At 42.5% G+C, this 25,881-nt stretch carries 20 protein-coding genes and 1 pseudogene; 8 read left to right on the top strand and 13 right to left on the bottom strand.

The window, feature by feature from the left end; translation table 11 throughout:
- Window positions 1-7: 7 nt before the first annotated feature.
- From DWY57_RS07315 to DWY57_RS07340, 6 genes are all read left to right on the top strand, one after another.
- Window positions 8-1,042 (top strand): glycosyltransferase family 2 protein, encoded by a 1,035-nt coding sequence (locus DWY57_RS07315; RefSeq protein ID WP_227186882.1) that lies wholly within the window; start codon window positions 8-10, stop codon window positions 1,040-1,042.
- Between the two features lie 6 nt (window positions 1,043-1,048).
- On the top strand, window positions 1,049-2,077 hold the full coding sequence (locus DWY57_RS07320; protein WP_119961503.1) for a glycosyltransferase family 2 protein: 1,029 nt from the start codon (window positions 1,049-1,051) through the stop codon (window positions 2,075-2,077).
- 33 nt (window positions 2,078-2,110) lie between these two features.
- On the top strand, window positions 2,111-3,157 hold the full coding sequence (locus DWY57_RS07325) for a glycosyltransferase family 2 protein (RefSeq protein WP_117601360.1): 1,047 nt from the start codon (window positions 2,111-2,113) through the stop codon (window positions 3,155-3,157).
- Window positions 3,158-3,183: 26 nt separating this feature from the next.
- Complete coding sequence (locus tag DWY57_RS07330) at window positions 3,184-4,089, top strand: glycosyltransferase (protein ID WP_117964516.1); 906 nt, start codon at window positions 3,184-3,186, stop codon at window positions 4,087-4,089.
- Window positions 4,083-5,612 carry a sugar transporter gene (locus DWY57_RS07335; protein WP_117964517.1) on the top strand — a complete coding sequence of 510 codons (1,530 nt, stop codon included), beginning with the start codon at window positions 4,083-4,085 and terminating at the stop codon, window positions 5,610-5,612. Before DWY57_RS07330 ends, DWY57_RS07335 begins: the two co-directional genes overlap by 7 nt.
- Window positions 5,613-5,757: 145 nt before the next feature.
- Window positions 5,758-6,531 (top strand): glycosyltransferase, encoded by a 774-nt coding sequence (locus DWY57_RS07340; RefSeq protein ID WP_117601357.1) that lies wholly within the window; start codon window positions 5,758-5,760, stop codon window positions 6,529-6,531.
- 149 nt (window positions 6,532-6,680) lie between these two features.
- Here the strand turns inward: DWY57_RS07340 and DWY57_RS07345 are convergent.
- A pseudogene (locus DWY57_RS07345) lies at window positions 6,681-6,866 on the bottom strand (N-acetylmuramoyl-L-alanine amidase); the annotation flags it as partial.
- A gap of 871 nt (window positions 6,867-7,737) precedes the next feature.
- Between DWY57_RS07345 and DWY57_RS07355 the strand changes: the two are divergent.
- Window positions 7,738-8,664: a hypothetical protein gene (locus DWY57_RS07355; protein WP_117601355.1), complete on the top strand. Its 927-nt coding sequence runs from the start codon at window positions 7,738-7,740 to the stop codon at window positions 8,662-8,664.
- A 417-nt stretch (window positions 8,665-9,081) separates the two neighbouring features.
- On the opposite strand, the gene DWY57_RS07365 is transcribed toward DWY57_RS07355, so the two are convergent.
- Window positions 9,082-10,368: a hypothetical protein gene (locus DWY57_RS07365; RefSeq protein ID WP_226791187.1), complete on the bottom strand. Its 1,287-nt coding sequence runs from the start codon at window positions 10,366-10,368 to the stop codon at window positions 9,082-9,084.
- Between the two features lie 362 nt (window positions 10,369-10,730).
- Between DWY57_RS07365 and DWY57_RS07375 the strand changes: the two genes are divergently transcribed.
- On the top strand, window positions 10,731-11,762 hold the full coding sequence (locus DWY57_RS07375; RefSeq protein WP_243634656.1) for an acyltransferase: 1,032 nt from the start codon (window positions 10,731-10,733) through the stop codon (window positions 11,760-11,762).
- Here the strand turns inward: DWY57_RS07375 and DWY57_RS07380 are convergent.
- From DWY57_RS07380 to ansA, 11 genes are all read right to left on the bottom strand, one after another.
- Window positions 11,742-12,695, bottom strand: coding sequence for a phosphoribosyltransferase family protein (locus DWY57_RS07380; RefSeq protein ID WP_117601354.1), 954 nt, complete (start codon window positions 12,693-12,695; stop codon window positions 11,742-11,744). The genes DWY57_RS07375 and DWY57_RS07380 overlap by 21 nt on opposite strands.
- Window positions 12,692-13,894, bottom strand: a complete 1,203-nt coding sequence (locus DWY57_RS07385) for a glycosyltransferase (protein ID WP_117601353.1) — start codon at window positions 13,892-13,894, stop codon at window positions 12,692-12,694. The genes DWY57_RS07380 and DWY57_RS07385 overlap by 4 nt, the downstream gene beginning before the upstream one ends.
- 12 nt (window positions 13,895-13,906) lie before the next feature.
- A complete protein-coding gene (locus DWY57_RS07390; RefSeq protein ID WP_117601352.1) occupies window positions 13,907-15,028 on the bottom strand; it encodes a glycosyltransferase family 1 protein in 1,122 nt (373 codons plus the stop codon).
- The gene (locus DWY57_RS07395) at window positions 15,025-16,230 is read right to left on the bottom strand and encodes a glycosyltransferase family 2 protein (protein WP_117601351.1); all 1,206 of its coding nucleotides are present in this window, start codon (window positions 16,228-16,230) and stop codon (window positions 15,025-15,027) included. The genes DWY57_RS07390 and DWY57_RS07395 overlap by 4 nt, the downstream gene beginning before the upstream one ends.
- 23 nt (window positions 16,231-16,253) lie before the next feature.
- Entirely contained in the window at window positions 16,254-17,711 is a 1,458-nt protein-coding gene (locus tag DWY57_RS07400; RefSeq protein ID WP_117601350.1) for an O-antigen ligase family protein, read from the bottom strand.
- On the bottom strand, window positions 17,712-19,871 hold the full coding sequence (locus DWY57_RS07405) for a hypothetical protein (protein WP_119961504.1): 2,160 nt from the start codon (window positions 19,869-19,871) through the stop codon (window positions 17,712-17,714).
- Window positions 19,872-19,878: 7 nt separating this feature from the next.
- Complete coding sequence (locus tag DWY57_RS07410; RefSeq protein ID WP_119961505.1) at window positions 19,879-20,727, bottom strand: TolC family protein; 849 nt, start codon at window positions 20,725-20,727, stop codon at window positions 19,879-19,881.
- Between the two features lie 21 nt (window positions 20,728-20,748).
- Window positions 20,749-21,915, bottom strand: a complete 1,167-nt coding sequence (locus DWY57_RS21525; protein ID WP_119961587.1) for a sugar transferase — start codon at window positions 21,913-21,915, stop codon at window positions 20,749-20,751.
- An 18-nt stretch (window positions 21,916-21,933) separates the two neighbouring features.
- Window positions 21,934-22,293, bottom strand: coding sequence for a response regulator (locus DWY57_RS07420; RefSeq protein ID WP_119961506.1), 360 nt, complete (start codon window positions 22,291-22,293; stop codon window positions 21,934-21,936).
- A gap of 25 nt (window positions 22,294-22,318) precedes the next feature.
- Window positions 22,319-24,601, bottom strand: coding sequence for an LruC domain-containing protein (locus DWY57_RS07425; protein WP_119961507.1), 2,283 nt, complete (start codon window positions 24,599-24,601; stop codon window positions 22,319-22,321).
- Window positions 24,602-24,778: 177 nt separating this feature from the next.
- A complete protein-coding gene (ansA, locus tag DWY57_RS07430; protein WP_087333088.1) occupies window positions 24,779-25,822 on the bottom strand; it encodes an asparaginase in 1,044 nt (347 codons plus the stop codon).
- Window positions 25,823-25,881 lie beyond the last annotated feature (59 nt).

Genomic DNA, 25,881 nt, shown 5'->3' on the forward strand with positions numbered 1-25,881 from the left:
TGAAAGTATGAAAGTTTCCATTATTGTTCCGGTTTATAATGTTGCCAAGTACATAGAACGGTGTCTGCTGTCTGTGTTGAACCAGACCTGGCCGGATTTGGAAGTTATTCTTGTGAATGACTGCACTCCGGATAACTCTATGGAGATAGTCAGACGGGTGGTGGCTTCGCATCCGCGCGGAGCGGTGGTGAGATGTCTGGAACATGAAGAGAACAGAGGGCTTTCTGCTGCAAGAAACACCGGTATTTTAGCGTCTGTTGGCGATTATCTGTACTTCTTGGATAGCGACGACTATATTTCTGCGAATGCAATAGAGCTTTTGGCAGATGCAGCGGTGCAGAAGCGACCGGATTTTGTGATAGGCAATTACGAGGTGACCGGTGCCAGACGTTGGGCTCCTCCTTTATCATTAGGCACCGGGTTTTATGAAGGGAATGCTCTTGTACTTTCCACTTATGTGCAGGGAAAATGGTATGTCATGGCATGGAACAAACTGGTGAGTCGTCCCCTCGTTTTGCAGCATAAACTCTACTTCCAGGAGGGAATTGTACACGAGGATGATTTATGGTCATTTAAGTTGGCATGTATGGCTCAAAGTATGTATGTCGTCGGTGAGACCACTTACTATTATTCTATGCAGCCAGACTCCATCATGCGGGCGCCGTCTATGCGTAATTTGGAATGTCGTGTGCTGGTGCTGGGTTATATCTACGATTTTATCCGGTCTTCTCGGTGTTTGCAGGATAACCGGGATATATATATTTTTTTTGAGACTCTGAAGGCAAAATATTTTGACCGTATTCTGTATTTCACGAAAGACACATCCTTTCATTATCAGAGTTATTTGGTATTCAGGAACAAAAAGTATGCGTCTTTGTTGGAGATGACGGGCCTGCGTCCCGAATGGAAGCTGATGTTGCAGAACATCCATTATGTGCTTCCTACGTATGCCGGCTATTTGTATTTTAAGGCTTTTGTAAAGTCAGCCTACTATTTGTTGGTGTTGTCTATAAAAATGAAGGCAGTGTTGCATACAAAATGAGCGAATATGAATCATGTCCCGGAAATATCCGTTATAGTCCCCGTTTATAAGGTAGAAGAGTACTTGCCTCAGTGCGTTGACAGTATTCTTGTACAGACCTTTACGAATTTTGAGCTGTTGCTGGTAGATGACGGGAGCCCAGACCGTTGCGGGGAGATTTGTGAAGAGTATGCCGGAAAGGATACGAGGATACGGGTGTTCCATCAACAGAACAGTGGCGTTAGCGTTGCACGTAATATAGGATTGCAGCATGCTAAGGGTACATATATTGTTTTTGTGGATTCAGATGATTGGGTTTCCACGGATTATTTGTTGCATTTATATAAGAGCCTGCCCGATACGGGTATTGGTTTGGTGATGGGAGGAGCTTTAAAATATTCAATTGATGGTAAGTTAATAGGAAAGATTACACTTCCAGAAATATTCATAGGAAGTAATATAGGTGAAGGTTTCGCGGAGTATGGCCTTGACCGTTTTGGATTTTCTTGTTCAAAACTATATAGTGCAGAATTGATTCGTGAAAATAAATTATGTTTTGATTGTAATGTCCATTGCATGGAAGATTTGATTTTTATGATAGATTACATATTGCTTTCAGATTATATCCGTCTTTGCAATTTCATGGACTATAATTATAGGATAGCCTATTCTGCAGAAACGCTTTCTTCCCGTATGAATACATACAGCGATGAGTACAATATTTTTTCAGCTTATAGAAGCAGAATGGAAAGATTTGAGGACGTTTGTTGCCTGTCGGATGAACTTACCCGCTATTTGAGGCACTCCGTAAGTCTGGTTTTTCAGCGTGTACTGCTATCCCTCCATACTAATGGCTACCCATTCAGGCAGCGGGTGGCTTGTCTGGACGATTTATTGTCCAAGGAAAAGGAATGGATAGAAGAAAGATTCATGCCAGATTATAAAGCAGATTGCATAGCGAAATATCTTCTTTGCCACATGGGAGGCGGTTTCTTTGATTGCTGGATTTCTTTGTTACGTTTTCTCCGGTTCAAAAAAAGTTTCGGGATGCATTGACTATAAATATGATAATATAGATAGAAATTCAAGATGAAAGAAGAACCTATTATATCCGTCATTGTTCCTATTTATAAAGTGGAACAATATTTGTCGCGCTGTGTTTCCAGTATTCTTTCGCAGACATTTGCGGATTTTGAACTATTGCTGATTGATGATGGTAGTCCCGATCGTTGTGGAGAAATTTGTGACGAATGGGCATCTAAGGATTATCGTGTCAGAGTATTTCATCAGGAGAACTCTGGAGTCAGTGTTGCACGAAACCGAGGGCTGGATCACGCCACCGGGAAGTATGTGGTTTTTGTAGATCCGGATGACTGGATACTGCCTGATTATTGCTTGGGGCTTTATAATTTGCAGGCAGCCTATTCAGGAAGAGGATTAGTGATTCAAGGGATGTTGTGTAGGAGAACTGATGGTACCTCTTTGCCTTCTTTATCTTTGCCGGATCGTTATTTGCCTTTCTCCAGTATAGGTAAATCTTTTGCAGAGAATAATATTTGTGAAATGGGATATGCTGTGTCAAAAATTTATGCAAGGAGTATAATAGAAGAATTTTCAATTCGCTTTGATGAGAATATACATTGTCTTGAAGATTTGTTGTTTATGTATCAGTACTTGTTGCATTGTGATTATCTTGTATTGAACCATATGCAGAATTATGTGTACGTGAAACATTCCTTTTCACTATCCCACCGTATTCATTCATTTGAATCTGAATACTGTTGTTTCGTGAAATATCAACAGCTTCTGGCAGAAATGATGAAAGTATGGAAAATACCAGCGGGAGATATGGTAGTTACAGTTAATTCTATGCTGGTTCCATTCCGAAGAGCTTTGAAAAGTGATTATCAGCCGGATAGGACTATCCCGCGTGAGATGAGGGTAAAGCATCTGAAGAGGATGATTTCAGAAAGTAGGGATGTTTTTTTGAAATATTATCATCCGGTATTTAAGACAGATAAATTGGGAAAGGTTCTTTTAGGATTCAACTGCTATATATTATATGATTTCTATATTCGTCTTTTGTTCCGTTTGAATATAGGGCCGGTATTTTATGGGCCTAAACATATGTATTAACTGATTTGTTGTCAAAAGTAAGGAGTATGGATTATACTTATACTATTATTATACCTCATAAGAATGCTCCGTTGTTGTTGCAGCGCTGTTTGGATTCTATTCCTTTCCGTGATGACATCCAAATTATTGTGGTTGATGATGACAGTTCTTCTGATGTCGTGGATTTTATGGACTTTCCGGGAAGTAGTCGGGAAGATGTGGAAATCATTTTCACCAAAGAAGGGAAGGGAGCTGGATATGCCCGTAATTGTGGCCTGCTTCATGCTCGAGGCAAGTGGCTGCTGTTTGCTGATGCTGATGATTTTTTTCTGCCCGGTTTTTTAGAGGTACTGGATTGTTATTGTGCTACGGACTACGATTTGATAACATTCAGAGCTACAAGTGCAGATTCGGAAACTTTAGTTCCTATGCGTTCACGTCAATCTGATTTTTTAGGTTTTGATGTGACTGAAAGCATAGATGCGGAGAGACTGAAATATCGGAATGATGTACCCTGGGCAAAAATGGTTTCCAGAAATATAGTTCAGAAGCATTCCATCCAATTTGATGAGACATTGGCTGGAAATGATGTAATGTTCTCGTATTATTTGGATTATTACGCTCGGAATGTGGCAATATGCTCTGTAGCCATTTATTGTGCTACAATACGTGAGGGTTCTTTACAATATAGTGTTTTGCTCGACAATTTGTTGGCACGGGTTTGGGTAGCATGTCGCTGTAACCGGTTTCTGAGAAAAATAAATCGGGAAGATAGACTTGTGAGCAGCTATTACCGTGTGATGCAATGCAGAAAGTATTTCGGAAGGCGGGGATATTACAAAGCCTTGTGGATTTTTATATGCAATGAACAATGGAATATCGTGTATGGTACCTTTAGGGGTGTTTTTATGGATAAAATGAAAAATATTTGCGAAAAGTTGAAATTATGGTAGAGTCTCGTCTCAAAAAAAGCTATTTGAATGCCCGGGTAAATGTGCTTTTTTATTTTATTACCCTATTCATCTCTTTTTTTTCTCGCAAGATATTCTTGGATATGTTGGGAGCAGATTTTGTGGGTCTAATGGGGACATTACAAAATTTATTGGGTTTCTTGAATTTGGCCGAATTAGGAATTGGGGCATCTATTGGTTTTGTACTTTATAAACCTTTATTTAATGATGACAAGGACAAGATACGAGATATTATTTCTGTATTGGGGTATCTTTATCGCAACGTCGGATTGATAATTATAGGGGTAGGGCTCATATTGGCTTGTTTTCTTCCTTTGATATTTGCAAATATCAGTATTGATTTAGGTGTAGTCTATTTTGCCTATTTTGCTTTTTTGTCTTCTGCCCTCATCAGTTACTTTATTAATTATCGGCAAACTTTGTTAGGAGCCGATCAACGTAATTATGTTGTAACGGCCTATTTCCAGACTGCAAATATTATAAAGATATTGGTACAGATGATGCTTGTTTGCTACATAGGTAGTTTTTATCTATGGATTGCCATTGAATTACTTTTTGGCATCTTATATTCATATATACTTAACTGGAAGATAAATAGGGTATATCCATGGCTGAAGTGTAGTATTGCTGAAGGTCGTCGAAAATATCCGGAGAATAAGATAATCGTACGCAAGGCACGCCAAATGTTTGTACATCAATTGGCAGGAATGGGGCGGTCTCAATTACTTCCTTTTTTGGTTTACGCGTTTACTTCCTTAAAATTGGTAGCCTATTATAGCAATTACATGTTGCTGTTGACGAAATTGAACCAGCTCGTTAATAATTTCTTAGGAAGTACGGGAGCAGGAGTGGGTAATTTGATTGCCGAAGGTGACTCAAAGCGCATACAACAAGTATTTTGGGAACTCAGCTCTTTACGTTTTATGGTAGCTTCCTTTTTAACATTTGCTCTCTATCATTTGATGGATTCTTTTATTATTGTATGGTTAGGAGCAGAGTATGTGCTGCCTCATTCTGTATTGATAGTGATTCTTGCCAACTTTTTTATCAGTCAGTTCCGTGGCACGAATGATCAGTTTATTTATGGTTATGGGCTTTTTCAAGATACTTGGGCGCCTATTGCTACACTTGGAATTACGATATTGGTAGCATTGGTTGGCGGGTATTATTGGGGGTTGCCGGGAGTGTTACTGGGGGATGTTGCCAGTTCCATAACTGTCATAAGCATTTGGAAACCTTATTTCTTATATCGTGACGGTTTTAAAATGAACGTTAGTGTTTATTGGAAGAATATCTTGTTGTATTTATGTCTGTGTGCTTTGTCTTGGCTATTAGCGGATGTCATTCTTTCATTATTACCTTTATCAGAACCTATGGAAGGCTACTTGGAATGGATTTTCTATGCTTTGATTTCTTCACTGTTATTTTTGGTGATTTTAACCATTTTCTTTTATTGCTTTTCAAAGGGTATTCGAACGTTGTTGGGACGTTTTATTCATTTGTAATTTTCAAGGTGTATGATGCGTTATATTGGAAAGCTGTGTGTATGGATAGAGGACGATTATTTCGTTATTCTTATGCTGATTCTTAGAATTTTATTTTATCTTTGTGTGGTAGGCTTTTTGCAAAATAATCTAAAGATGACTTGAAATGATACCCAAAACGATTCATTATTGCTGGTTCAATGATACGCCGATACCTTATAGTTTACAGGTGTGTATGGATTCATGGAAGAAAAATCTCCCTGACTATAAATGGAAATTATGGAGTTTAAAGGATTTTGATGTAAATTCTTTGTCATGGACCAAAGAGGCCTTTAGTGTAGGTGCTTTAGCTTTTGTGGCAGATTATGTGCGTTTACATGCATTATATACCGAAGGAGGAATATATATGGATACCGATGTCATGGTGAAAAAATCTTTTGATCCACTATTATCCAATGGCTTTTTTACTGCTATAGAATATCATCCGGAAATGATAGAGGGAGATGAGATGGCAGGTAAACGTCTTGGACCGGATGGAACAAATCGTTTCCCTGGTGTACGTGTACCAGGCTTAGGTTTGTTATCAGCCATATTAGGAGCTGAAAGGGGACATCCTTATTTAGTGGAAGCTATGAAATTCTATGAAGGTCGCCATTTTATACAAGAAGACGGTAGTTGGTATACAAAGGAGATAGCACCAGATGTGCTGGCGTTGGCTGCTGAAAAATTCGGATTAAAGTATAATAATGAAATAGAACAACAATTAGAAGAAAGAATGCTCATTCTTCCTTCTCGTATATTAGGAGCTGCTTGGAAACAAGTCACAGATGATACTATTGCCGTTCATTTAAGTAAAGGAAGTTGGCGTAAGCGTACATGGTTACGGAGCATTCTTACAAAACTTAATTTTTATCGAAAGATTTTCAGGGCTCAGAAGTAATCATTGGAGGTAGTAAAAGATTTACTCTCTCATTTATATTATACGGCTAAACTTTGTTGGATGCGCATTTTGCTTAATTAGAACAGATGTATGAATAAAAAATGAGGTGACAAAGCTTTTGTCATGCTTTGCCATCTCCATTTTCTTAGTTACCACTTCTCTTTTTTCACCTCAAAACACGGGCATTGTTTCGTCCATTCCATCGGTTCCACTTCTCCGTTGTTGTTATGGTCGGGACTGAGGTTGTGATGTCCCGCTACTTTTGCTCCCGGATAGTCCATCAGCAAAGCACGTACCAATACGCGGAGCGAGTGGTGTTGCCATTCCGTGCGTGTGGTCAGGATTTATCTGTCACGTTTAAATTGATTTTTTTCCATGATTGCCATTGTTTTTTCGTTTGTACTTAAAAAATGGTGCGAAGGTATGAAAAAATAAGAAGAGGATGAAGTTTTATAGGAATAATACAGCACCATTGGAATAAGGTGGAGATTCCTTATTCTATGGATCGCATTGTAAAAACTTACTTCTTATTTCTATTCAGAAAATACATCAGTACAAAATACATGACAGCGGATAAAGAGATTTCAATTATATGAACTTCTTCTGTAAAAAGGAAATCGAGACAAAGATAAGTGGCAAAGAAACCAAACGTTTGAATGAATAGAATTTTCTTTTTCATGATTTAAACACTAAAAGTATTTGGCGGGAATAATAAGTTTAACCTATACTGCAAAGGTATTGAATATTATTTTATATCCTATATTTAGAATTGATAAAAGCATGTGTGCTGATGTCTTTTCTGCAATGGCTTTGATACAATAAGAGAAGAATGTAGTTTGTATCACTAATGAAGGAACCAGGATAGTGATGTTCTTGAAGCTGGCATTCCACTTATTGTTTTTTAAAGTCCAAATCCATGACTGCATGATTTTGGGGCATTTTTTAGACAATATATAAATATCATGCTTTTTGATTGTTTTTATTATTAAATTTGCGTAAACTTTTAGAATTTCGGTTTAATAGTGATTTCTACAATGAATAGCATGAAATACTCGGAACTCATAAAAAATAATAGTTGTAACAATTACTGTCGTTGTTATTCTCATCATTTTTTGAATCTTAATAAGTGTATGTGTCCGGAACTCTGTTAGAATTGTACCCGAAGGAGAACGGTATTTGAAATCAGAATTTAAAAAACATTAGGTTATGTGTAAAAAATTATTTGGAATATTGGCATTGTTTTCTTTCCTTCCATATTTTTCAGTTTGCCAAAATAAATTTCGGGAAAATGGTTGGTATCATATTTTATCCGGACAAACAGATAGTATCTCCCGAGAACCTATCGTGACGATAAAAGATTTTATTTCACTTAGATTGGAAACGGACTATTTTGGGAAAAATGTGATTAGTGGGCAAATCAGTAAATACAAATTGAACAAATGGGCTAAAGAAACGGAAAAGGCAATAGGCAGGCAGATCGCTTTTGTATTCAACGACTCTATCATAACCAATCCACGTGTTAATTGTAGAATAGAAAGTGGGGCTTTCCAGATAACTTCCATTCTTGATAAAGAATTACCGGATATATATGAACGACTGAAGCAAGAGAAGATCAATTCTATTGAAGCTCTTTTTGAAGGCTGGGAAAAAGACTCCTTGTTTTACGCGATGTCTCCGGAACAAAGAGATTCCATAAGAATGGTAACCGATTATTGGGAAGCCAGTGCATGGGTGGATCTAATAACTAAACCCGATGAACATTATTGGTACAGTATAACGGACTCTACTGAGTATAAAAAACTGGAAGAGGCATTAAAAGAAGAGCTTGGTAAACTCAATTTCAGCAGCAGGGTTTCAGACTATATGAAGTCTAAAGCATATCAGGCATATAAAACGTATATATGCAATAATCCTATATATATCAACCTTATGTTCAAAAGTTTCCTTTTCAAGCAATTCAAGGGGCTGAACGGCTATCTGATAGATGATATTATCCGGGCCAAATATCCTTCCGCCCCAAGTATAAGAACATATGTGGAAAAGACTGACGACTCCGATGATGAGAGATTTGCAGTGTATGAATGGCAGCGAAAAATCTGGTTTTTGATGAATAAGGAAAAAAAGAATCTATAGTTTTTTACTTCATGAAAGAAAATCTTTAATATGTATTTTTTGATAAAAGTAAGGACTTTGGCGTTAAAAATATTCGCCTGCTACCTGATTTATAATGCAAAAAAAATCAATCGGACAATTGAACAACTGAATAAATCTTGGGGTGCTCGGTCTGAAGGCAGTGATCATTTCGTCGTGAATGAATACCAGAATGGAGAAATTACCACTCTTGGAAACATAAAAAATAACCGGAGTCGGATTATGATTTCCTTCTCCGGTTCGTAATTCCGGGCAACTCTGTATCAACAATCTTCTCAGCCAGCTTCGGATCCATTTCTGACCTGGGTATCGGAACGATAAGAAACCTCCTGAAATACCCATTGGACTTGTTGTTGGTTCTTGTAAGCTCCTTTAGACAGAAAAGGTTTTTGCATGCCCTTATTTTTCTAGCCAACGATTCAAGTGATTACCAGGAGCAACGATGACAAACTTATAGAACTTCGATTCTGGCAAAGCTTGTAGATCGACTGTGTAACTTCTCTTTCCGGCCGGTAGCGTCACCAATTTGATCCATTCGTCTTCATCTCCCTCTTTGAATTTATTTGTGACGGCAACATAAACGGTCACTGGAACATTCTCCGAATAACATTTCCAGGATAAACCGACCGTATTATCATAAGGCATTGTCTGCAAATCGTAAATGTCAGCATCCCCGACAAAGGACATGCCATCTTGTTCCCACAAGACAGATTGTGGAACCTCAAAGTCCATGAACCGGCAGATGGAAGGTGCAATATCGGTGATTGCCAAATTGCCGGATGTGAAATGACTGTTTACCGGTACATTCGTTGAAACCCAGGTCGTACGTTCACGCCAGGACTGTCCCCCGTGGTCGTGTCCATTCTCTCCGCGTCCATGATCGGTGGTAATAACGACCATCCATTCTTCATCAAAATTGGCCTCCCTATATTTCACGGCTTCCCAAATGCGGGCAACCTGCTCGTCTGCTTTACGCACATATTCATCGAAAAATGCTCCGTTACCGGCAATATGCCCTGCATCGTCAGTGTACCATAAATACACCCAACTCAGATCGGGCGCATCTGTGCGGATACCTTCAGCTGCATCTTTCGAAATTTGTTCGTCTATATCGAAAATATGCAAATCCTTCTCTTTTTTCGGAAAACGGATGCTGTCCAAATCGTAACCGTCTTTTACATAATCAATCTTGAGATAGTTTGTTTCCTTTTTCCCCTCCCCAATCAAAACTGTCCGGTTATTCGTCCAACTGGAATAGATAGCCGTTTTATATTTTTTGGGTTGCTCTTTGGCAATCCGAAAGATCGTCCAGTAATTGTAATTCGGTTTCAGGTCGGAATTGCCTCCTACGTTATGCTTATTAAACCAAGTTGCTGTCAGCAGATTGGTATAGCCAATAGCTGAGATTGTCGCCGTCTGTGAATATCCACCAATTTCTCCTCCGGTATATGCCCGACTGTAAGCGCCTTTTGAAGCAATATCGAATATAGCCGGTGTATGAAGCCTTTCAATCTGGTCGGCAGGAATTCCGTCAACAATTACATATACTGCCTTCTTTGCCTTAGCAAACGTCTGTGCAGACAATAACCAAGGATATAACGCAAGTATAACCACCCAAAGAATTTTAAAAAAACGTTTGCTATCTGAATTCCGCAAACCGGCTTTTAAAAAAACATTTGTCCCCATTATAAAAAAAGTTTTAGAAAATTATTAACTGATGCAATCTAAATTTGCAATCATAATTTAAATTGATATTGTTTGACGATTTAAATCTATAACTTTTTTTTTAATTCATTGTTGTTTTAACAATTAATTATATTTAGTAAAACAGACACTTACTCTTGTGTGTACATCTCTTGTTTTCCTCATACTCTATGCTTGAATTTATAATGGAAGATAGTTAATATGCTCACGTGTTATCCCAAATCTCAGTTTTCGGTAAACGGAAATTACTTTTGTATTATTCTGCAAGACCTTTAAGAGATACATAAGGCGGTTCTTTAAATCCGTTCTTTTTTCACGTTCTTTAATTCTGTTCTTTCGAACAAATGCACTATATTTGTTTCATGGTGAATCAGGAAAAAAACTTATCTATTGAAACTTTGCGTGGTATCGCTATTTTATTGGTAGTGGTGGGGCATGTTATCGGTTCCGGACCTGGTGGGGGCATGAAAATTGATTTTCCACATCCATTGCGTTATCTTTACGTATGGATAGATTATATTCAGATGCCGTTGTTTACGGCTATTGCCGGCTGGGTTTATGCGTTGAAGCCTTTCTCTGCATCTTCCGGTTTTGGAAGTTTTGTCCGGAAGAAAGCTTTGCGTCTGCTGGTGCCGATGGTAGCGGTGGGCACGTTGTATTTTCTGGTACAGTATCTGATGCCGGGCACTAATAATAAAGGGGAGCTTAGCCAAATGTGGCGCATTTATGTATTCCCTTATACCATATATTGGTATCTGCCGTCGTTGTTCTTGATTTTTGTAGTGCAATGGTGGATGGACAGCCGGAAGTGGATGGACACTCCGGGCAAGTGGGCTGTTTGTTGCATTGTGGCGCTGATTTTCAGTAGGATAAATGATGTATGGATTCTGCATGAGGTTCCCGACCTGTTCAGTTTCAAGGGCGCTTTGGGGCAGTTGCCCTATTTCTTTGTCGGCGTGGCTGCCTGCCGTTTTGCTGTGTCGCTCTACAGTCGTTTGGCTGTCAGGCGTGTCTTGCTTGCCGTGGCGCTATGGGGGATTGTCTTGATGCAGATAGTGTGGTTCTATCCCGGTAAATGTGCCTCTTTGAGCATGCTGCTTTATCCCGTGACGTTGATTCCCACCTTGTTCCTGCTGCTGGCATCGAAGTGGCACAACCGTTTTTTTGTCTGGATAGGCGGCTATGCGTACAGTATTTATCTTTTTCATGGTTTCGGTACTTCCGGTGGGCGGATTATACTGAAAATGATGGGGATTGATGCGATTGTCCCCATATTGCTGTCTGCAACTTTTATTGCAACAATCGGGCCGGTATTAGTAGATAAACTGTTTAACTGTTCCAAAATGCTGCGAATGCTATTTCTTGGAAGGAGATAATGCTCTCAGTCTGTTGCGCACCCTTATCATAAAACGCCGTAGCCACGGGCATGTTTCTCCCGACTTCAGATTATAGTATAGTGATTTGGACTCATAAATCATCCGGAAAGTTTCTGTACAAAGTACCGGTTTCTTGGTCAGGCGGTTGATTTCCACAGCCTGCGGCATAGAGCTTTCTACAAACAGCATGTAGTCGGTGGATGAACCGTATTCTTTGGCTTTGAAGGAGGCGTGGCAATTCGCCCGTTGGCGTGCAGCCATATCCGGCAGGTCCAGCATGACAAGCTTATTGTATTTCACATGGTTCTTCCGGAGCCAGGCTTCCGTCTCCGGACGGTATTTCTCCAAGCGTGAAGTGACCAGTGTGCCAATGGTGACTTTGGGAATGAATAGCGGAGGAGCGTTCAGCAGGAAATGACGGTACTTCTCGCCGTCATCGTTCTCTTCCGGAGTGGGGTCTGCGCAAAGCACGCCGTCAATGTCCATGCATGATTTTTGCAGGATGGAGTGGTTCATTATGTTCCACTGGAAGAAACGGGGATAATCGACTATTTCGAAAAAATAATCAACAGAATGAGTGTGTAGTGGAACTGCATAAATGGCACAGTATTTGATGTTGTATAAATGTTCTATGTCCTTCAGGAGCTCGCGGCATTTCTTCACAGCTTTTCCCGTGGCTATGCTGTCGTCCACAACCAATACTTTGTGTATGTGGGTCATGTTGAAAGTTTTCCCCCGTTCTCCGGTCTGATAAATATGCCCGTTGCGGAAAGAATCAATGTCTGTGACGGGCAGGTTCAGATAGAGTGCCAGCAGGTTGGCGGGAAACATGCCACTGCGGGGCACACCGACAATGAGGTCGAAATCCCGTGGCAGAATGCTGAGATGTTGCAGGATGCAATGGTTCAAGTCGTCTATGTTACGATAGTTCATGTAGTTTTCTTCTTTAGGAATGAGTCGATTATTTCATAGATTTTCTTCACGCTATGCCCCCAACTGTGGGTCTCGGCAAAGGTTATGCGCTGTTTGGCCAGTTCTTTGTCGTCAGCTTCGGTCACAGCACGGTCTATGGCCGCAAGCCATTCCTCCGGGTTGATGGCCAGGTGCGTGTGACCTGCGAATATGTTGCGCATGGTGTGGGTACTGGTTGCGACAGTGGGTTTACCCATAGCCAGATATTCGTCTATTTTCAACGGATAGTTGCCGTCGGTAATCTCGTTCACCATTTGCGGATTGATGCAGACATCGTAGGCAGCTATGTAGGCCGGTAATTCGTCCACTTTTTTTTGTCCGGTGAAATAGGCATTTTTCAAACTATGGATACGGTCCCGACGGAAAATATCATCTTCCGGGCCGGTGAACACAAAACTATAATCGGGACGCTGACTTATTATCTGATAAAGCAGTTCTCCGTCAAGGCGGGTACTGTTTATCGTACCCATATATCCGATGATAGGATGTGGAATATTTTGTACATCATCGGGCGTTTCATACTCTTTGGCAGGATTGTATAGCGTCAGGTTTACTCCGGTTTCGATGGGGTAGGTATGCGGGTTGTAGGCTTGCAGTTCTGCAGCAAAGCGGGTGGAGTTTGCCAGAACAAGGTCGGCCGAAGCAGCCAGTTCCGGTTCAAGGCGGGTGCCGTGTCTGCGCCAGTAGGCCTCGCCTATGATGTAGTCGCGCCGATAATAGATGCTGACAGCCGGATGGATATACTCCTTCAGATAGCGGCTGCGGTAAATGTCTGTATCAATGAGGTGAATGTAATTCTTGAAGCCGAGCGCGGTGGCCTGCTCTACAATCCATCGGGCTATGCGGGCATTGTTTTTTCTGTTGACGATATTGAAAAGCGATGCGGGCAGGAAATTGGCCGAGAGCACGGTGAAAGGACAGTCCAGTACCCACATGTTGGCGTTGATTTGCCGGAGTGGTGAAGCCTCTCCTTTGATGACAGCCATACGCCGGATGTAGGATGGAGATTGTTTGTTCCCTCTCAGCCGGATGGAAATGTCCATCGGAGTGTTTATGTAGAGCACCCGGTTCTGCTTTGAAATTTCCAATGCAGTATTCTTGATGGTACTACCTATTTCGATGTCCCATGTTTGCAGGCTGGTGATGATGAAGTCTCTCATGATGTTTGCCGATTACTGGTGAATACTGTGATATATCTTTACATATTCTTCTGCTGTGTGTTTCCAGGAGAACAGTTTTACACGTTCCAGACTGTAATTTACTTGTTGCCGATAGAATGTTGCATCATTCTCCAGACGTAGCAAGGCATCTGCTATTTTTTGCGGTTCTTGAGGGTCGACTAAAATGGCACCTTTACCGGCAACTTCGGGCATTGCCGAAACGTTGCTCGTCACTACAGGAGTGCCGCAAGCCATAGCCTCCAGCATAGGAATTCCGAAACTTTCACGCAAGGAAGGATAGAGGAATGCAAATGCTGCATTATAAAGGGTTACTAAATCTTTGTTGCTGATATATCCCGGATAATACAGGTGTTTTTTTATCCCGGTGATTCCTTCTTGCTGAAGAAGCTGGTCGATATATTCTTCTTTTAAATCGGCAATGAGAAGGGGGCGTTTCGTTTGGGATGCTTGCAGATATAACGCGTATGCTTTCAGGGTACGCGCCGCATTCTTTTTGGGGTCTGTATTTCCAAGAAAGAAAAGAAAGTCCGGGTGCGGTATGTATTTCTGCACAATACTCTCATCGGGTGTTTCCTGCATCGTAAAGTAAGTGCTGTAGCCGTTGTACACGGCTTTAATGACTTCTTTGGGAAGCTGCAAAGCTTCCCGTATGCGGGTACACTCGAACTGCGAAACTGTAATAATCTTTCTTGCTTTCTTCAGGATGCGGGGAACAATCAGGCGGCGGTAATGCCATCCCATTTCCTGGTAGAAGGAAGGACTGCGATGCTGACGCGGTTCCAGATAAATAATGTCATGAAGCGTCAGCACCAATGGGACGGGACACCATAGCGGAGCTGTATTCGATGTACAATGCAGCAAGTCTGCTTTCAACTTCCTGACAGCCCGGGGCAATGCTATCTGCTCCCACAGTGGATAAGTAGGGCAGCGAAGCTCAATGATATGGAGATTCTCCGATTCTTCCAGGCACCGGTCCTCTCCCGGGGCAACGAATACGTAATATTCATTACCGTCTTTCCGCTTTTGCAGTTCTTTCAGTGTTTCCAAGATGACAAAGTCCATGCCATGCTTGTCTTTGCGGAAAATGCGTTGGGCTTCGATGGCGATTTTCATTTTGCTGCCTTTCTTTTCTTTTTTCGTTTAAAGATTCTTGTGATGTGGCTCATGGAAGAGGTGACTACCAATATGGGCAGAGACCAGAAAGCGCTCCGGAACTTGCGGCTGATTTCCCCTTCGGGCATAGCCATCAAAAAAGTGATGAATAAAACGGCTAAAAGTGCATACCATTTTGTAGCAAGCGGCCACTCCAGGAATGTTATTGCCACGGCACATATCGTGATATATAAGATGAGCAGAAAACGGGATGGAAGTAGCCATTGGAATAATTTTTCGCATAAATCCCACTTTCCTTGTAAGAAGGCTATCGGAAATTGTTGCAATGCCAGTATGGAGCTGCGATACTGTGAGCCCAACCAGCGTTGGCGTTCTTTGCTGTACCCCGATGTATCGTCCGTCTTTTTGCAATAGCAGACTATTTCTTCCATGTATTCGGTATATATGTTTTCCTTCAAGAGTTCCATTTCTGTAGCTTTGGCCAAATCGCTTCCTGATAATCTGGGAGCGATTTCCTGGAACATTTCAAAATCAAACATCATGCCCGAACCGATGAGGGCGGAGGAGAATCCCAGTGCCGTATGTGCCTTGCGGAAGAGGTGGTTGTTGATTTCTTCGCTGGTGGCGTTTAATACGGCGATGTTGGTATTCAGGTTTTCCGTCATGCGGTGGGCTTGGATGGCATCGCATCCGGAGTAGTAGGCGTTGTTGAAAAGCTCCAATGCGTTAGGAACAACTTTGTTGTCTGAATTGAATATGGTGATGGCATCGTACTCATGAGGAGAATAACGCTCCATAACCTGCTGTATGGCATATATCTTTGTGCAATGCTCTTTATCGGGCACGACAATATTGACCGGCATCTGGAGCAGCGTAACTAAGTCTTCTTCGGACAGTTGTGTGGCAGCTACTGCGATGTCGTATTTTTCTCTCGGATACATCTGCGTATCAAGGAAATGATTGATGGACTCTATCACTTCCTTGCCGTTTTTCAACACAACAAAGAGGACCAGGAAACGATGTTGCTTGGGGGACGGTGGATAGGGATTCTTGTATTTCCGCAAGGAGGCCAATGCATAGATAAACAAGTAGGCTACGGGGATGGCCAGCAATAAGAAAAGAACCGCGTCTGTCATTTGCAAGGCATTGTTGTTCTCGTCCATCCACCAGTCGGGATTGAATATGGAAAAAATGTCGTTCATATATGTTTTCTATTTAATATTTTCTATTTCTTTTTCATTTTTTGTTGGGTCAGCAGTTGGTCGATATGCTCCCCATTAATCAGGACTGACAAAAATAAAATAACCATGAATCCTGTAGGGAATTGGAAGAAAAAAGCATTTCCATAGGCGCTTATCATTAGTCCGAAAATGCCGCAAGCAATGGCCGTGAGTATTCCACGTAGCTCGTTATTCTTAATCCGAAACATGATAAGATAGCAACCTCTTAACAATGTACTGACATATATGGTAAGAAAAAGCACTAATCCTACAATACCGGTTTCCATCCATATCTTGACATAAAAAGAATCATGGGGAATGAGTGTTGTGAGACGGGAACCATATTTTCTGGCTTCTACCCCTCCCAAACCGAGTCCTTCTCCGAAAGGTTTGTATTTTAGATATTCAGCCAATCTTTTTTGGTTTTCTTTGCGGACAGTGTATGAGGCATCTTCTGTAGGTCTGAAAGCTGTGCGCATGCGTCTGATTGAAGAGTTACTTTCACCGATATAGGTATGGGCGAAAAAGATATAAAAAAATAAGCCGAATATGACTGTAGCTCCCATGAGCTTGATATTTTTACTGAGGAAAGTAAACAATATGCTTCCTCCGATGGGGACAAACAGTGCACCGCGAGTTCCGGAAATGAACAAGGCATATATGGAACAAAGGGCAATAATTATATAATAGAGTCTTATGAAACGTTCTTTCACGAAGATAGCCGAGATACCGAACAGAATGGCAGCAAAACCCATGTTGGAACCGAAATTTCCAGCATCTGTGAAAAAGGAAAAATATCGGGTGACATCGGATAAAAGGTGTGTCTTGTACATTTCCGTTTCAATCAGCATGGTTGTTTCTGTCTCATCAAAACCTACATATTTCTGGTAAACAGTTTTGGCTACGGCTGTCAATGTGAATATGGACAGAAAAAGCATAATGATGCGCAATCGCTTATAGGAGGTCATTGTTAAAACGCCAATTAATGACATGACAAGGGTGCTGTATATGATTCCACGAGAGTAAATCCAAGCTTCCGTGAGAGCTGTTGGGTTTATGATTTCAGCCGCAGTATATATGGCCCATATGCAACCTCCAAACGTCAGAATATTTTTGGTGTATTTCCATGCAATCTTACCTTGTTGATGATAGGAATATATCAAAAGTGTTATAAGCAGGGTGACGGTTGCAACATCATACCAGACACTCAACCCACTACCTTGCGTGTATCTGTACCAGGGAATGAAAAAGTAATTGAATGTGAATAGGAAACATACACCGGCAAAAGGGTTTCTTAATGCTTGTATTGCTATTATCAAGAAGAAAGGGGAAAGGCAAACGTATGCAATGATATCCCAAGTACTGAATAATATGCTATAGATGAGTGCACCCAGTCCGATGATGAACACTAATAATGTTACCGCCAAGGGAGATATGCTATGTCCTTTGATATCCGTTTGCATTTATTTGACAGCTGCTGATTTTGATGTTAAACCTAATTGTGCCAACCGGCTGAAGAAACTGTGGACCGGAGTATGAGGAGGTAATTCTCCGGTAAAGCTTTCAACCACTTCGCGGTCTGCATTGTTGAGATACATAAATAGAGGAGTTCCTTCCAATTCTTCCTTTAACGGTTTCAATCGGGTGTCGTCATCTCTGCCCCACAATCGGGCAGCGTTGGCTATCAGCAAATTGAAATCTGCTTTTTTCAATACCGACATAGGTAAAGTGGCGGTACTGACAGCAGGATATTCCACTAAAATAATGTCCGGTATTTCTTCTGCTTCATTTAAAGCCCAGAAGTCAGACAATTCTTGAGCTTGTACATATCCCTTGTTTTGGGTGTCGAAATCGTGGTCGTATTTTACAAGGCGCACTTTCATACCCTCAGTTTCCCAGTAATCGATGAAATATTTGGCAAGGAATGATTTCCCTTCACGTTTCTCCATGCTGAGCAGGTTTATGACGGTGGGACGATCCGGATGTAAGTAGTTGTTGAATTGTCGGCAACTGTAGGCTGCGGCAAGCCGGTTGCAAGCCTTGAGGAATCCACGGAATTTTAAGTTGCTTACACCGTTGAATGCTGCAATGACAGATAGTCCGGTCAGACGTTTGCTGCGGTCAGGGTCTCGGAGAGTGCGGTCTAACAATTCAATCAGCAGGAAGTAACCGCTTATGAATATTAAACTGCCGAAGAATGCCGCAAGGACGTAGATAATTCTTTTTCTGCCATTGTCTGTCAGCGGATACTCGGGTGATGCTATGACCTGCAGGTTGGCAGTTGTCATCTTGATATTCTGCAAACGGAGGTGTGCTTCAGCAAGGCCTCCTATTTGTCGGCGGTAATTGTCTTCGGCAATGCCTACGGCACGTTCTTTTCGCTTGATTTGAGTGCCTACGGGTGAGAATTCCCGGTATTGGCCGATAATGTCCCGTTGGCGGTCAACCAATACTTTCACTTCAGCTTTGGCTTTCGCCTCATTGATGCATGCCGTCAGCCATTCTGTCACCATTTCTCGAATGCCTACACCCTCCTTGGAGAAACCATACTCGTTTAAATTATCGGAGAGATGGCTTATTTTTTCTTCTGCCTTTTGCAGAGCATCTTTTTCTCTTTGAAGTTTATCACTTTTCTTCTGACTTTGTTCTGTGGTAAAAATTTCTTGTTCGAGAATGCTTTGGTTCAAGGTGCTGACTTTTTCCAACTCTTGTAATAAATTCGTATTTGTGCGTATAATCTTGGCCCGTATGTCCATTTTATTCTCTAACATTTGGCGCAAGGCTACTGCACTTCCATAATTTCGTTGCACTGCTTCCATACGGTCGTCTGTCGCATATTTGGTCAAAGCCAATGCCTTGGATTGTTCGTCGTAGTTGATGACTTGTTTTTGAACACTATAGTCTGTCAAATCATCTTCTTCTGCAGTAAGTGCTTTTTTGGCTATTCGCACTTGTTCTTCAAAATAGGCGATAGCACTGTTTGTGGCACTGAACCGGAGTTGCTCATAAGCCTTTAACAGTTCATCTTCCAATATCTTGAGGGTGTTTTGCGTAATACCGGGATCGGAGGAGGTATATACCAATTCTATCAGGTCACTGGTACCCAATCGTTTAATGGTGATTGAATTTAATGCGTTATAGCTATAAAACGGATAAGGGCGGTTGAATATGGAATAGACAAAATTGCTACTGTTCTCCTTTCTGTAATTCATTAAATTAGTTACGGTTTTATCCAAAGAGGAACGGTCTACCAAAGCCAATACTTCTTTTGGAAGGATTTGGACAAGTTGTCTGTAATGTTTGGCTTGAATGTACATATTGTCTTTCCATTCATCACCGTGTACAAGATTGGTTGCAAGCAGTCGAACGGAAACCTTTGCCAAAGTGTTTTTGGACTTGCCAATATTAATGATATTGTCGAAAGTACTGTTGATGTTGATAAGCTGGCTTCCATCCAAATTGGTACTATTGGTTACGCCTGCATATAAACTACTGTTTACCGTATAACTGTATGGTAAAAATTGGGTAAAGTATATGACCAATGCCGTAACAAGAAGACTTCCCCACAATAACCAATAACGGATGCGGTAAAAGAAGCTTGCCAAAAATTGTACTATATTCATAATTAGTTTACTTGTCTGTTATAACTTTTACATTAGTCAACATTTCCAATAATACAATTGAATTGTGTAAAGCTACACGACTCTGCTCATACGTGGTCACGGCACCGGTGCGGCGCGCACGCTCTAAAGAAAGTGCAATGATGTCGATGGCTCCTTGTATGAAATTGTTTTCAGATATTTTCATTTGTGCATTATACAAGGCAGCCGTTTCTGCTTTGGCTTTGATGGTGGCTAATTGTTCGGTAACTGCATTGTAGGCTTCCAAGACCTTTAGTCTCCGTTCTTCCATGACATCTTCTTGTACATATTGCAATTGTTCTATCTGGTAGCGATAATCTTTCAGTTTCAACGGACGGTTGAATAGATCACCCAGGCTGACACCGACGCTGGCCCCGACATTGAAGTTGTGCTGGGCACTTGACATCGTTGTCTGGTACATAGGGGTGAACTCGTCACTGGCATTGCCTATGATGTTGTAGCGTCCGTAAGAATAGTTACCGTTCAGCCTGAAGTAGTTCCACCAATTCCTTTTTTCCAGGCGATATTGGTTCTTGACTTGCTCTACTTGGGATTGGGCTCTTTTTACTGACGCATTCTCTGTTACTGCATCAAGAAAGACGGATAGAGGAGGCAACTCTAAATTCTCAATATCTATTGATGTCTTCGAACTGATTAAACCCAATGTGTTGACTTCTATTTTTTTGTCCTCCATTTTGAGCTGTTCCAATATCTTGATGCGCTCCTCCCGTGTCAACTCCTGCTGCGCAGCCACAGACAAAGACACCCCCAACAATCCTAAGAGGATTACACTGTAAATGATGGAACTGATATATCTTTTTATTGTCTCTAAAGCCATATAATTCCTGTTATCTTTATTTTATACATTCTCTTTTTGTACAAATGCCGTCAGCGTTTTGCACAGTATCTTCATGTCCAGCCAGAATGAGAATTCTTTGGCGTATTTAATGTCCAGTTGTTTGCGTTCTTCGGCCGACATCTTCCCGGCGCCACCTCGTTTCTCCACTTGCCACAGTCCTGTCAGTCCGGCAGGGGCCATGAAGCGTTCGATATATGCGTCGCTGGTCAGCAGCTCGGCTTCGTAGAGGGGGAGCGGGCGGTTGCCCACGATGCTCATGTCCCCTTTGAGGACGTTGAACAGCTGCGGCAGTTCGTCAATGCTGTACTTGCGGATGAAACGGCCTACGCGGGTGACACGGGGATCGTTCTCTATCTTGACAAACGTATTCTGTTTTTCTTGGGCCTTCTTTTTAAGGAAATCTTCTTCGGAGATGACAAAATCGTCCGAAATCAGCAGGGTAGCCTCCTCTTCGGAAGTGCCGGTCAGGTCGTCGAAGCGGATATCGGGCTGCTCGTCCGTAAGCTCTTCCTCTATCTTATATTGGTTGAGGGCATTCAGTTCTTTCAGGCGCTTGTCTGCATTGGTGTACATGGAGCGGAACTTCAAGAAGTTGAATATCTGGTAGTTGCTGCCTACACGCTGGGATTTGTAAATCACTTTGCCTTTACTCTCCATGCGGATGGCTATGGCTGTGGCAATGAGTAGCGGAGAAAGCACAACGAGCACTGCACACGCAAACAGTATATCGAAGATACGTTTCCACATAGGCAGGTGGAAGGTGTTGAATATCTTACGGTGTGACTGGCTGAATTCCTGCAGTTTGTGCTCCTTGCGCAACCGGAGGGATTTCGTCATTTGCTGGAGGCTCTCTTCGCTGGCCATAGGGGAAAGGGTGTTGTTGACACCTGCCTGCAGATAGAGCTTGCGGTGTTCCTTCTGCAACCCTTCGGTGATGAGGATGATGTAGACACGGGGGAAGCGCTTGTGCAGGAAAGTGATGTCCTGGCTGTCCTTTTGAGGGGTACTTTCTTCGTAAAGAATGGATGTGTTGTACCGTTCGCGGATACCGTCGATGACTTTCGCCGCTTTGTTGCAGGATGAAACAGCCATGAACATGCCTCCCGCAATTTTGCTCAAGTGGCCGATGGTGACGCGGTTGCTACCTATGTAGATATAATATAACATATCCATTGATTTTGTTGTTTAGAGAAATTTCTTGATGCGGGCCTTCAGCTCCATAGGATTGAAAGGTTTCAGTATGAAATCCTCGGCTCCTGCTTCGAGCAGGTTGATGCGCTCGGTGGTACTTTCCTCACTGGAAAGCATCACAACCGGAATGTCCTTGAACAGTGAATTGCCTTTCAGATATGCCAGAAATTCACCTCCGGTCATTTTGGGCATGCGTATGTCCGAAATGATGAGAGCGGGCTCGTTCCCCTCATTCAGCCATTCTATGGCTCTGACGGGATCTTCGAAATAGACCAGCTCATTTTCTTTTCCTAAATAGACCGAGAGTACCTTGCCTATGGCAGGTTTGTCATCTACAAATAATATTTGTTTCATTGCTTATGATAATTGTTTGCTATATTTATCTATATACATTTTCTTCTACCGGGTGTTCGTACCATTCCGTATACTGGGTTCTGTCTTGGGCCCAATAGATGAATTCCGGATATGCGCTTGCTTCGGGGATATCAGTGCGTGAAATATTGATGGTTTCCTTGGGATAGCGGAAGCCATACGGCACGCAGATTGCCCATGTGTTGTTGCCTGCTAAGTCAAGATTCTCTTGCTGTATGGTTCCGGCGGCAGTGGCGCCATATCCCCAAAATTCGTAAAGATGAACTTCCATGCGTTGTTCCATGCTTTTATATTGATAACAGATGAAGAAGTCCAGATTGTCTTTTGAGAATAGGGGTTCTGTCCGGTTTTGGTCTGCCAGTTCAATAATGACTTTATAAGTATACTCTTTGGCGGTCACTCCAATGCCGGTATTTACCATCTTACCCGATTCAACTCCAAATACATTGTGTACTTCGCCTGCGATGGGGATTATGACATTCGGATCGGAATCTTCCATATAAGTAGCGTTATTGTACTTGAATTTGTTGTACGAGCTGTTGAATGACTCCTGGAAACGCGAATCGTCGCCTCCGGTCTTGATTTCCCGGATATCGGATTTATTGATTCCGGTAATCCGGAGCCCTACGCCCAACGGCTTGCTTGCTCCTGCCGCAGCAAGGGTCACGTCGAGCTGTATGCGCTTGATGTGGTTCGTCTTTTTCTCGCGGTGATAGTAGGTCTCCACGTCCAAGACCACGTCGTTGAAGTCATAGTCGCCTACCAACGGGAAGTTGTCTTCGAATACGTACGTATAGGAGACTGGGTCTGTAGGGGGCTCTGAGCCGGACTCGTTCGGAGTATTGCCTTCGCCCGTGCAGTCTCCGGCGGGAATGGTGATGGGGGATTCTCCCCATTTGGATATGGTTCCTTCGGTATTCTTGATGGCATCAAGGAATTTGGCTTCCCACCAGATGTCCTCAGTGATATCATCGTCAATTTCTTTCACTTCATAATGAATGTTTCCCTGGCTGGAAAAATTCCCTATATCTTCAACTTTATTGATTTTTACCAGTGCATATTCATTGTTTGAGCCCATAAATTGTGCTTGTGACAATTCTGCTTCATCAAGTACGGTTATCATGGAGTTGTCACCCATTGTGATTCTGGTGTTGTAATTGTTGCTATGGTCCCCGAAATCCTCTATCTCTGCAGAAGAGGTGTCTCCCATGTTCAGTGTGCCTACAAATTCTTCCGTATATAGATAGCATCCGTTGTCTATAGTGATGTTGCTGTGGGTTTTCCCGATGTAGGCTTTGCCCTGGTTGATGAATTTGCATCCGCTGTCGAAATTCATTTCATCGACACGTACGGTACCGCAATTATAGAATACTCCTCCCTGGCTGACATGGAAATCATCTATTTCTATGGTGCCGGCATTGTAGTTGTAGCTGCCTCCGGATGCATTGGTCAATTCGATGTCGTTCCCTTTGATGGTTCCACCCGCGTAGACGATAAACCGGCTGGATTGCACTAAAGTGAAGGTGTGCTCGTCCGGTATCACGATTTCCCCTCCGTCAATCACATAGAATTCGAAGCCTCGTTCAACGGTCATGTTGTTTCCATTGGGTTCCCAGCTGCCTTCAATGATGATGATGGCCGGATTGTCACTTCCCATGCCGTCCTTGCTGATTTTATTCCTATATATATTGTCTTTGGAGATTTTGTAGGCTTTTCCGTTTTGAAAATCGGTATTCGGCCTTATTTCTTCGGCGCTTGATAGCATTGCGGTGATTTCCGCCTCAGACTTTTCCGGTGAATAGGTCTCGATGCTGACACTGCGCGTCCATGCGGTACGTGTAGTTGCAAGGGAATTGCCGAAAGCGGCATGGAGCTGACCGTTTTGGATGGATACATATTTTACTATGTTGCGGCTGTGTGTATCGGTGCGGCACACAAAAGCGCTCGTCAGTACAGAAGGGCAGTCCATGACGGTAGTAAATACTGTTGTATTATTGGCGGTGCCTTCTGCCAGCAGTTTGGCAGATGACCGGCTGATTAAGGGGTTCTTGTCGTAAATACGTATGGTATAGTCGATGCCGGTATCTTCGGATACAGAAACATTGACCCGGACCTGCTGAGTCATTTTCCAATCCATAGCCGGGTCTATGTTCTTGACCGGAAACCTGTCTTGATAGGCTGCTTTCACTTTTTCGGGGTTAAAAACATCGTCTTTACAACCCTGCAGCAGTATGCCTACTGTAAGAATAACAAGTGGCAGAAAGCGTTTGTATAGGGTATTTTCTCCCATATTTTACATTTGTTTTGCTTGATTGTAAGCAAAAGTACGTTTATTTAAACTAATAAGCTTTATTAATGGGGGATAAAAGCATGGTGATTAACCCTTTTTAACGCTTTTGTGCGAATAGATAAAACAAGTTTATTTTGAAAATTGTCAATATAACTATATACCCTCTGTGTTGCTGCTTTACTGAATCTTGGTGATTTCTCCTGCCAGGTCGGAATTCATGCGGTGGCGGATTTCGGCTTGGTCCAGTCCGTGTCCCAGGAGGAACATGAGTTTGGTGACGGCACATTCGGGGGTACTGTCATAGCCGCTGATGACACCTGCCTGGAGAAGTTGCAGACCGGTTTCGTAACGTCCCATCTCGACGGCGCCACTTTGGCATTGGGTGATGTTGACGATGACAATGCCACGTTCGCTGGCTTCTTTCAGCTGGCGGATGAACCATTCTTTCTGGGGGGCATTGCCGGAACCGAAGGTCTTGAGGACAACAGCTTTCAGGCCGGGAACATGAAGCACGGAGTTGATGATGCTTTCCTGGATGCCGGGAAAGAGGGTGAGCACTACGACATTGGTGTCGAAAAGGTAGTGCGGCTTCATGGGGCGTGACGGGTCGGGACGGTGGATGAGGTGCTCGTTATAACGGATATGGATGCCTGCCTTTGCCAGTGCGGGATAGTTGAAGGAGCGGAAAGCATTGAAATTCTCGGCATTGATTTTGGTGGTACGGTTGCCCCGCATCAGCTCGTTCTCGAAGAAGATGCACACTTCGGGGACGATAGGAGTACCGTCCGGATGCTTGGCGGCGGCTATTTCAATGGCGGTGATGAGGTTCTCTTTCCCGTCGGTGCGCAGGGTGCCGATGGGAAGCTGGGAACCGGTGAGGATGACCGGCTTGGAAAGGTTCTCGAGCATGAAGCTGAGTGCGGAGGCTGTATAGGCCATCGTATCGGTACCGTGCAGGATGACGAAGCCGTCGAAATTGTCGTAGTTGTAGTTGATGATTTTTACAATCTTTGCCCAGAGGGAAGGTTCCATATCGGAAGAGTCGATAGGCGGGTCGAACTGATAGGAAGAGATGCGGTAGTTGAAGCGCTTCAGTTCGGGAACATGTTGCAGCAGTTGGTCGAAGTTGAAGTTCTCAAGCGCACCGGTCTCGGGATTTTCTATCATTCCGATAGTTCCACCAGTGTAAATCAATAGTACGGAAGGGCAATCGACTTTCATAAATTTCGTATTTGGGTTCTTTTTGGGGTACAAAGATAGCGAAAAAAGTTATGAGTGAT

Source organism: Bacteroides sp. AF25-5LB (genome assembly GCF_003602965.1).
Taxonomy (GTDB): Bacteria; Bacteroidota; Bacteroidia; order Bacteroidales; family Bacteroidaceae; genus Bacteroides; species Bacteroides uniformis.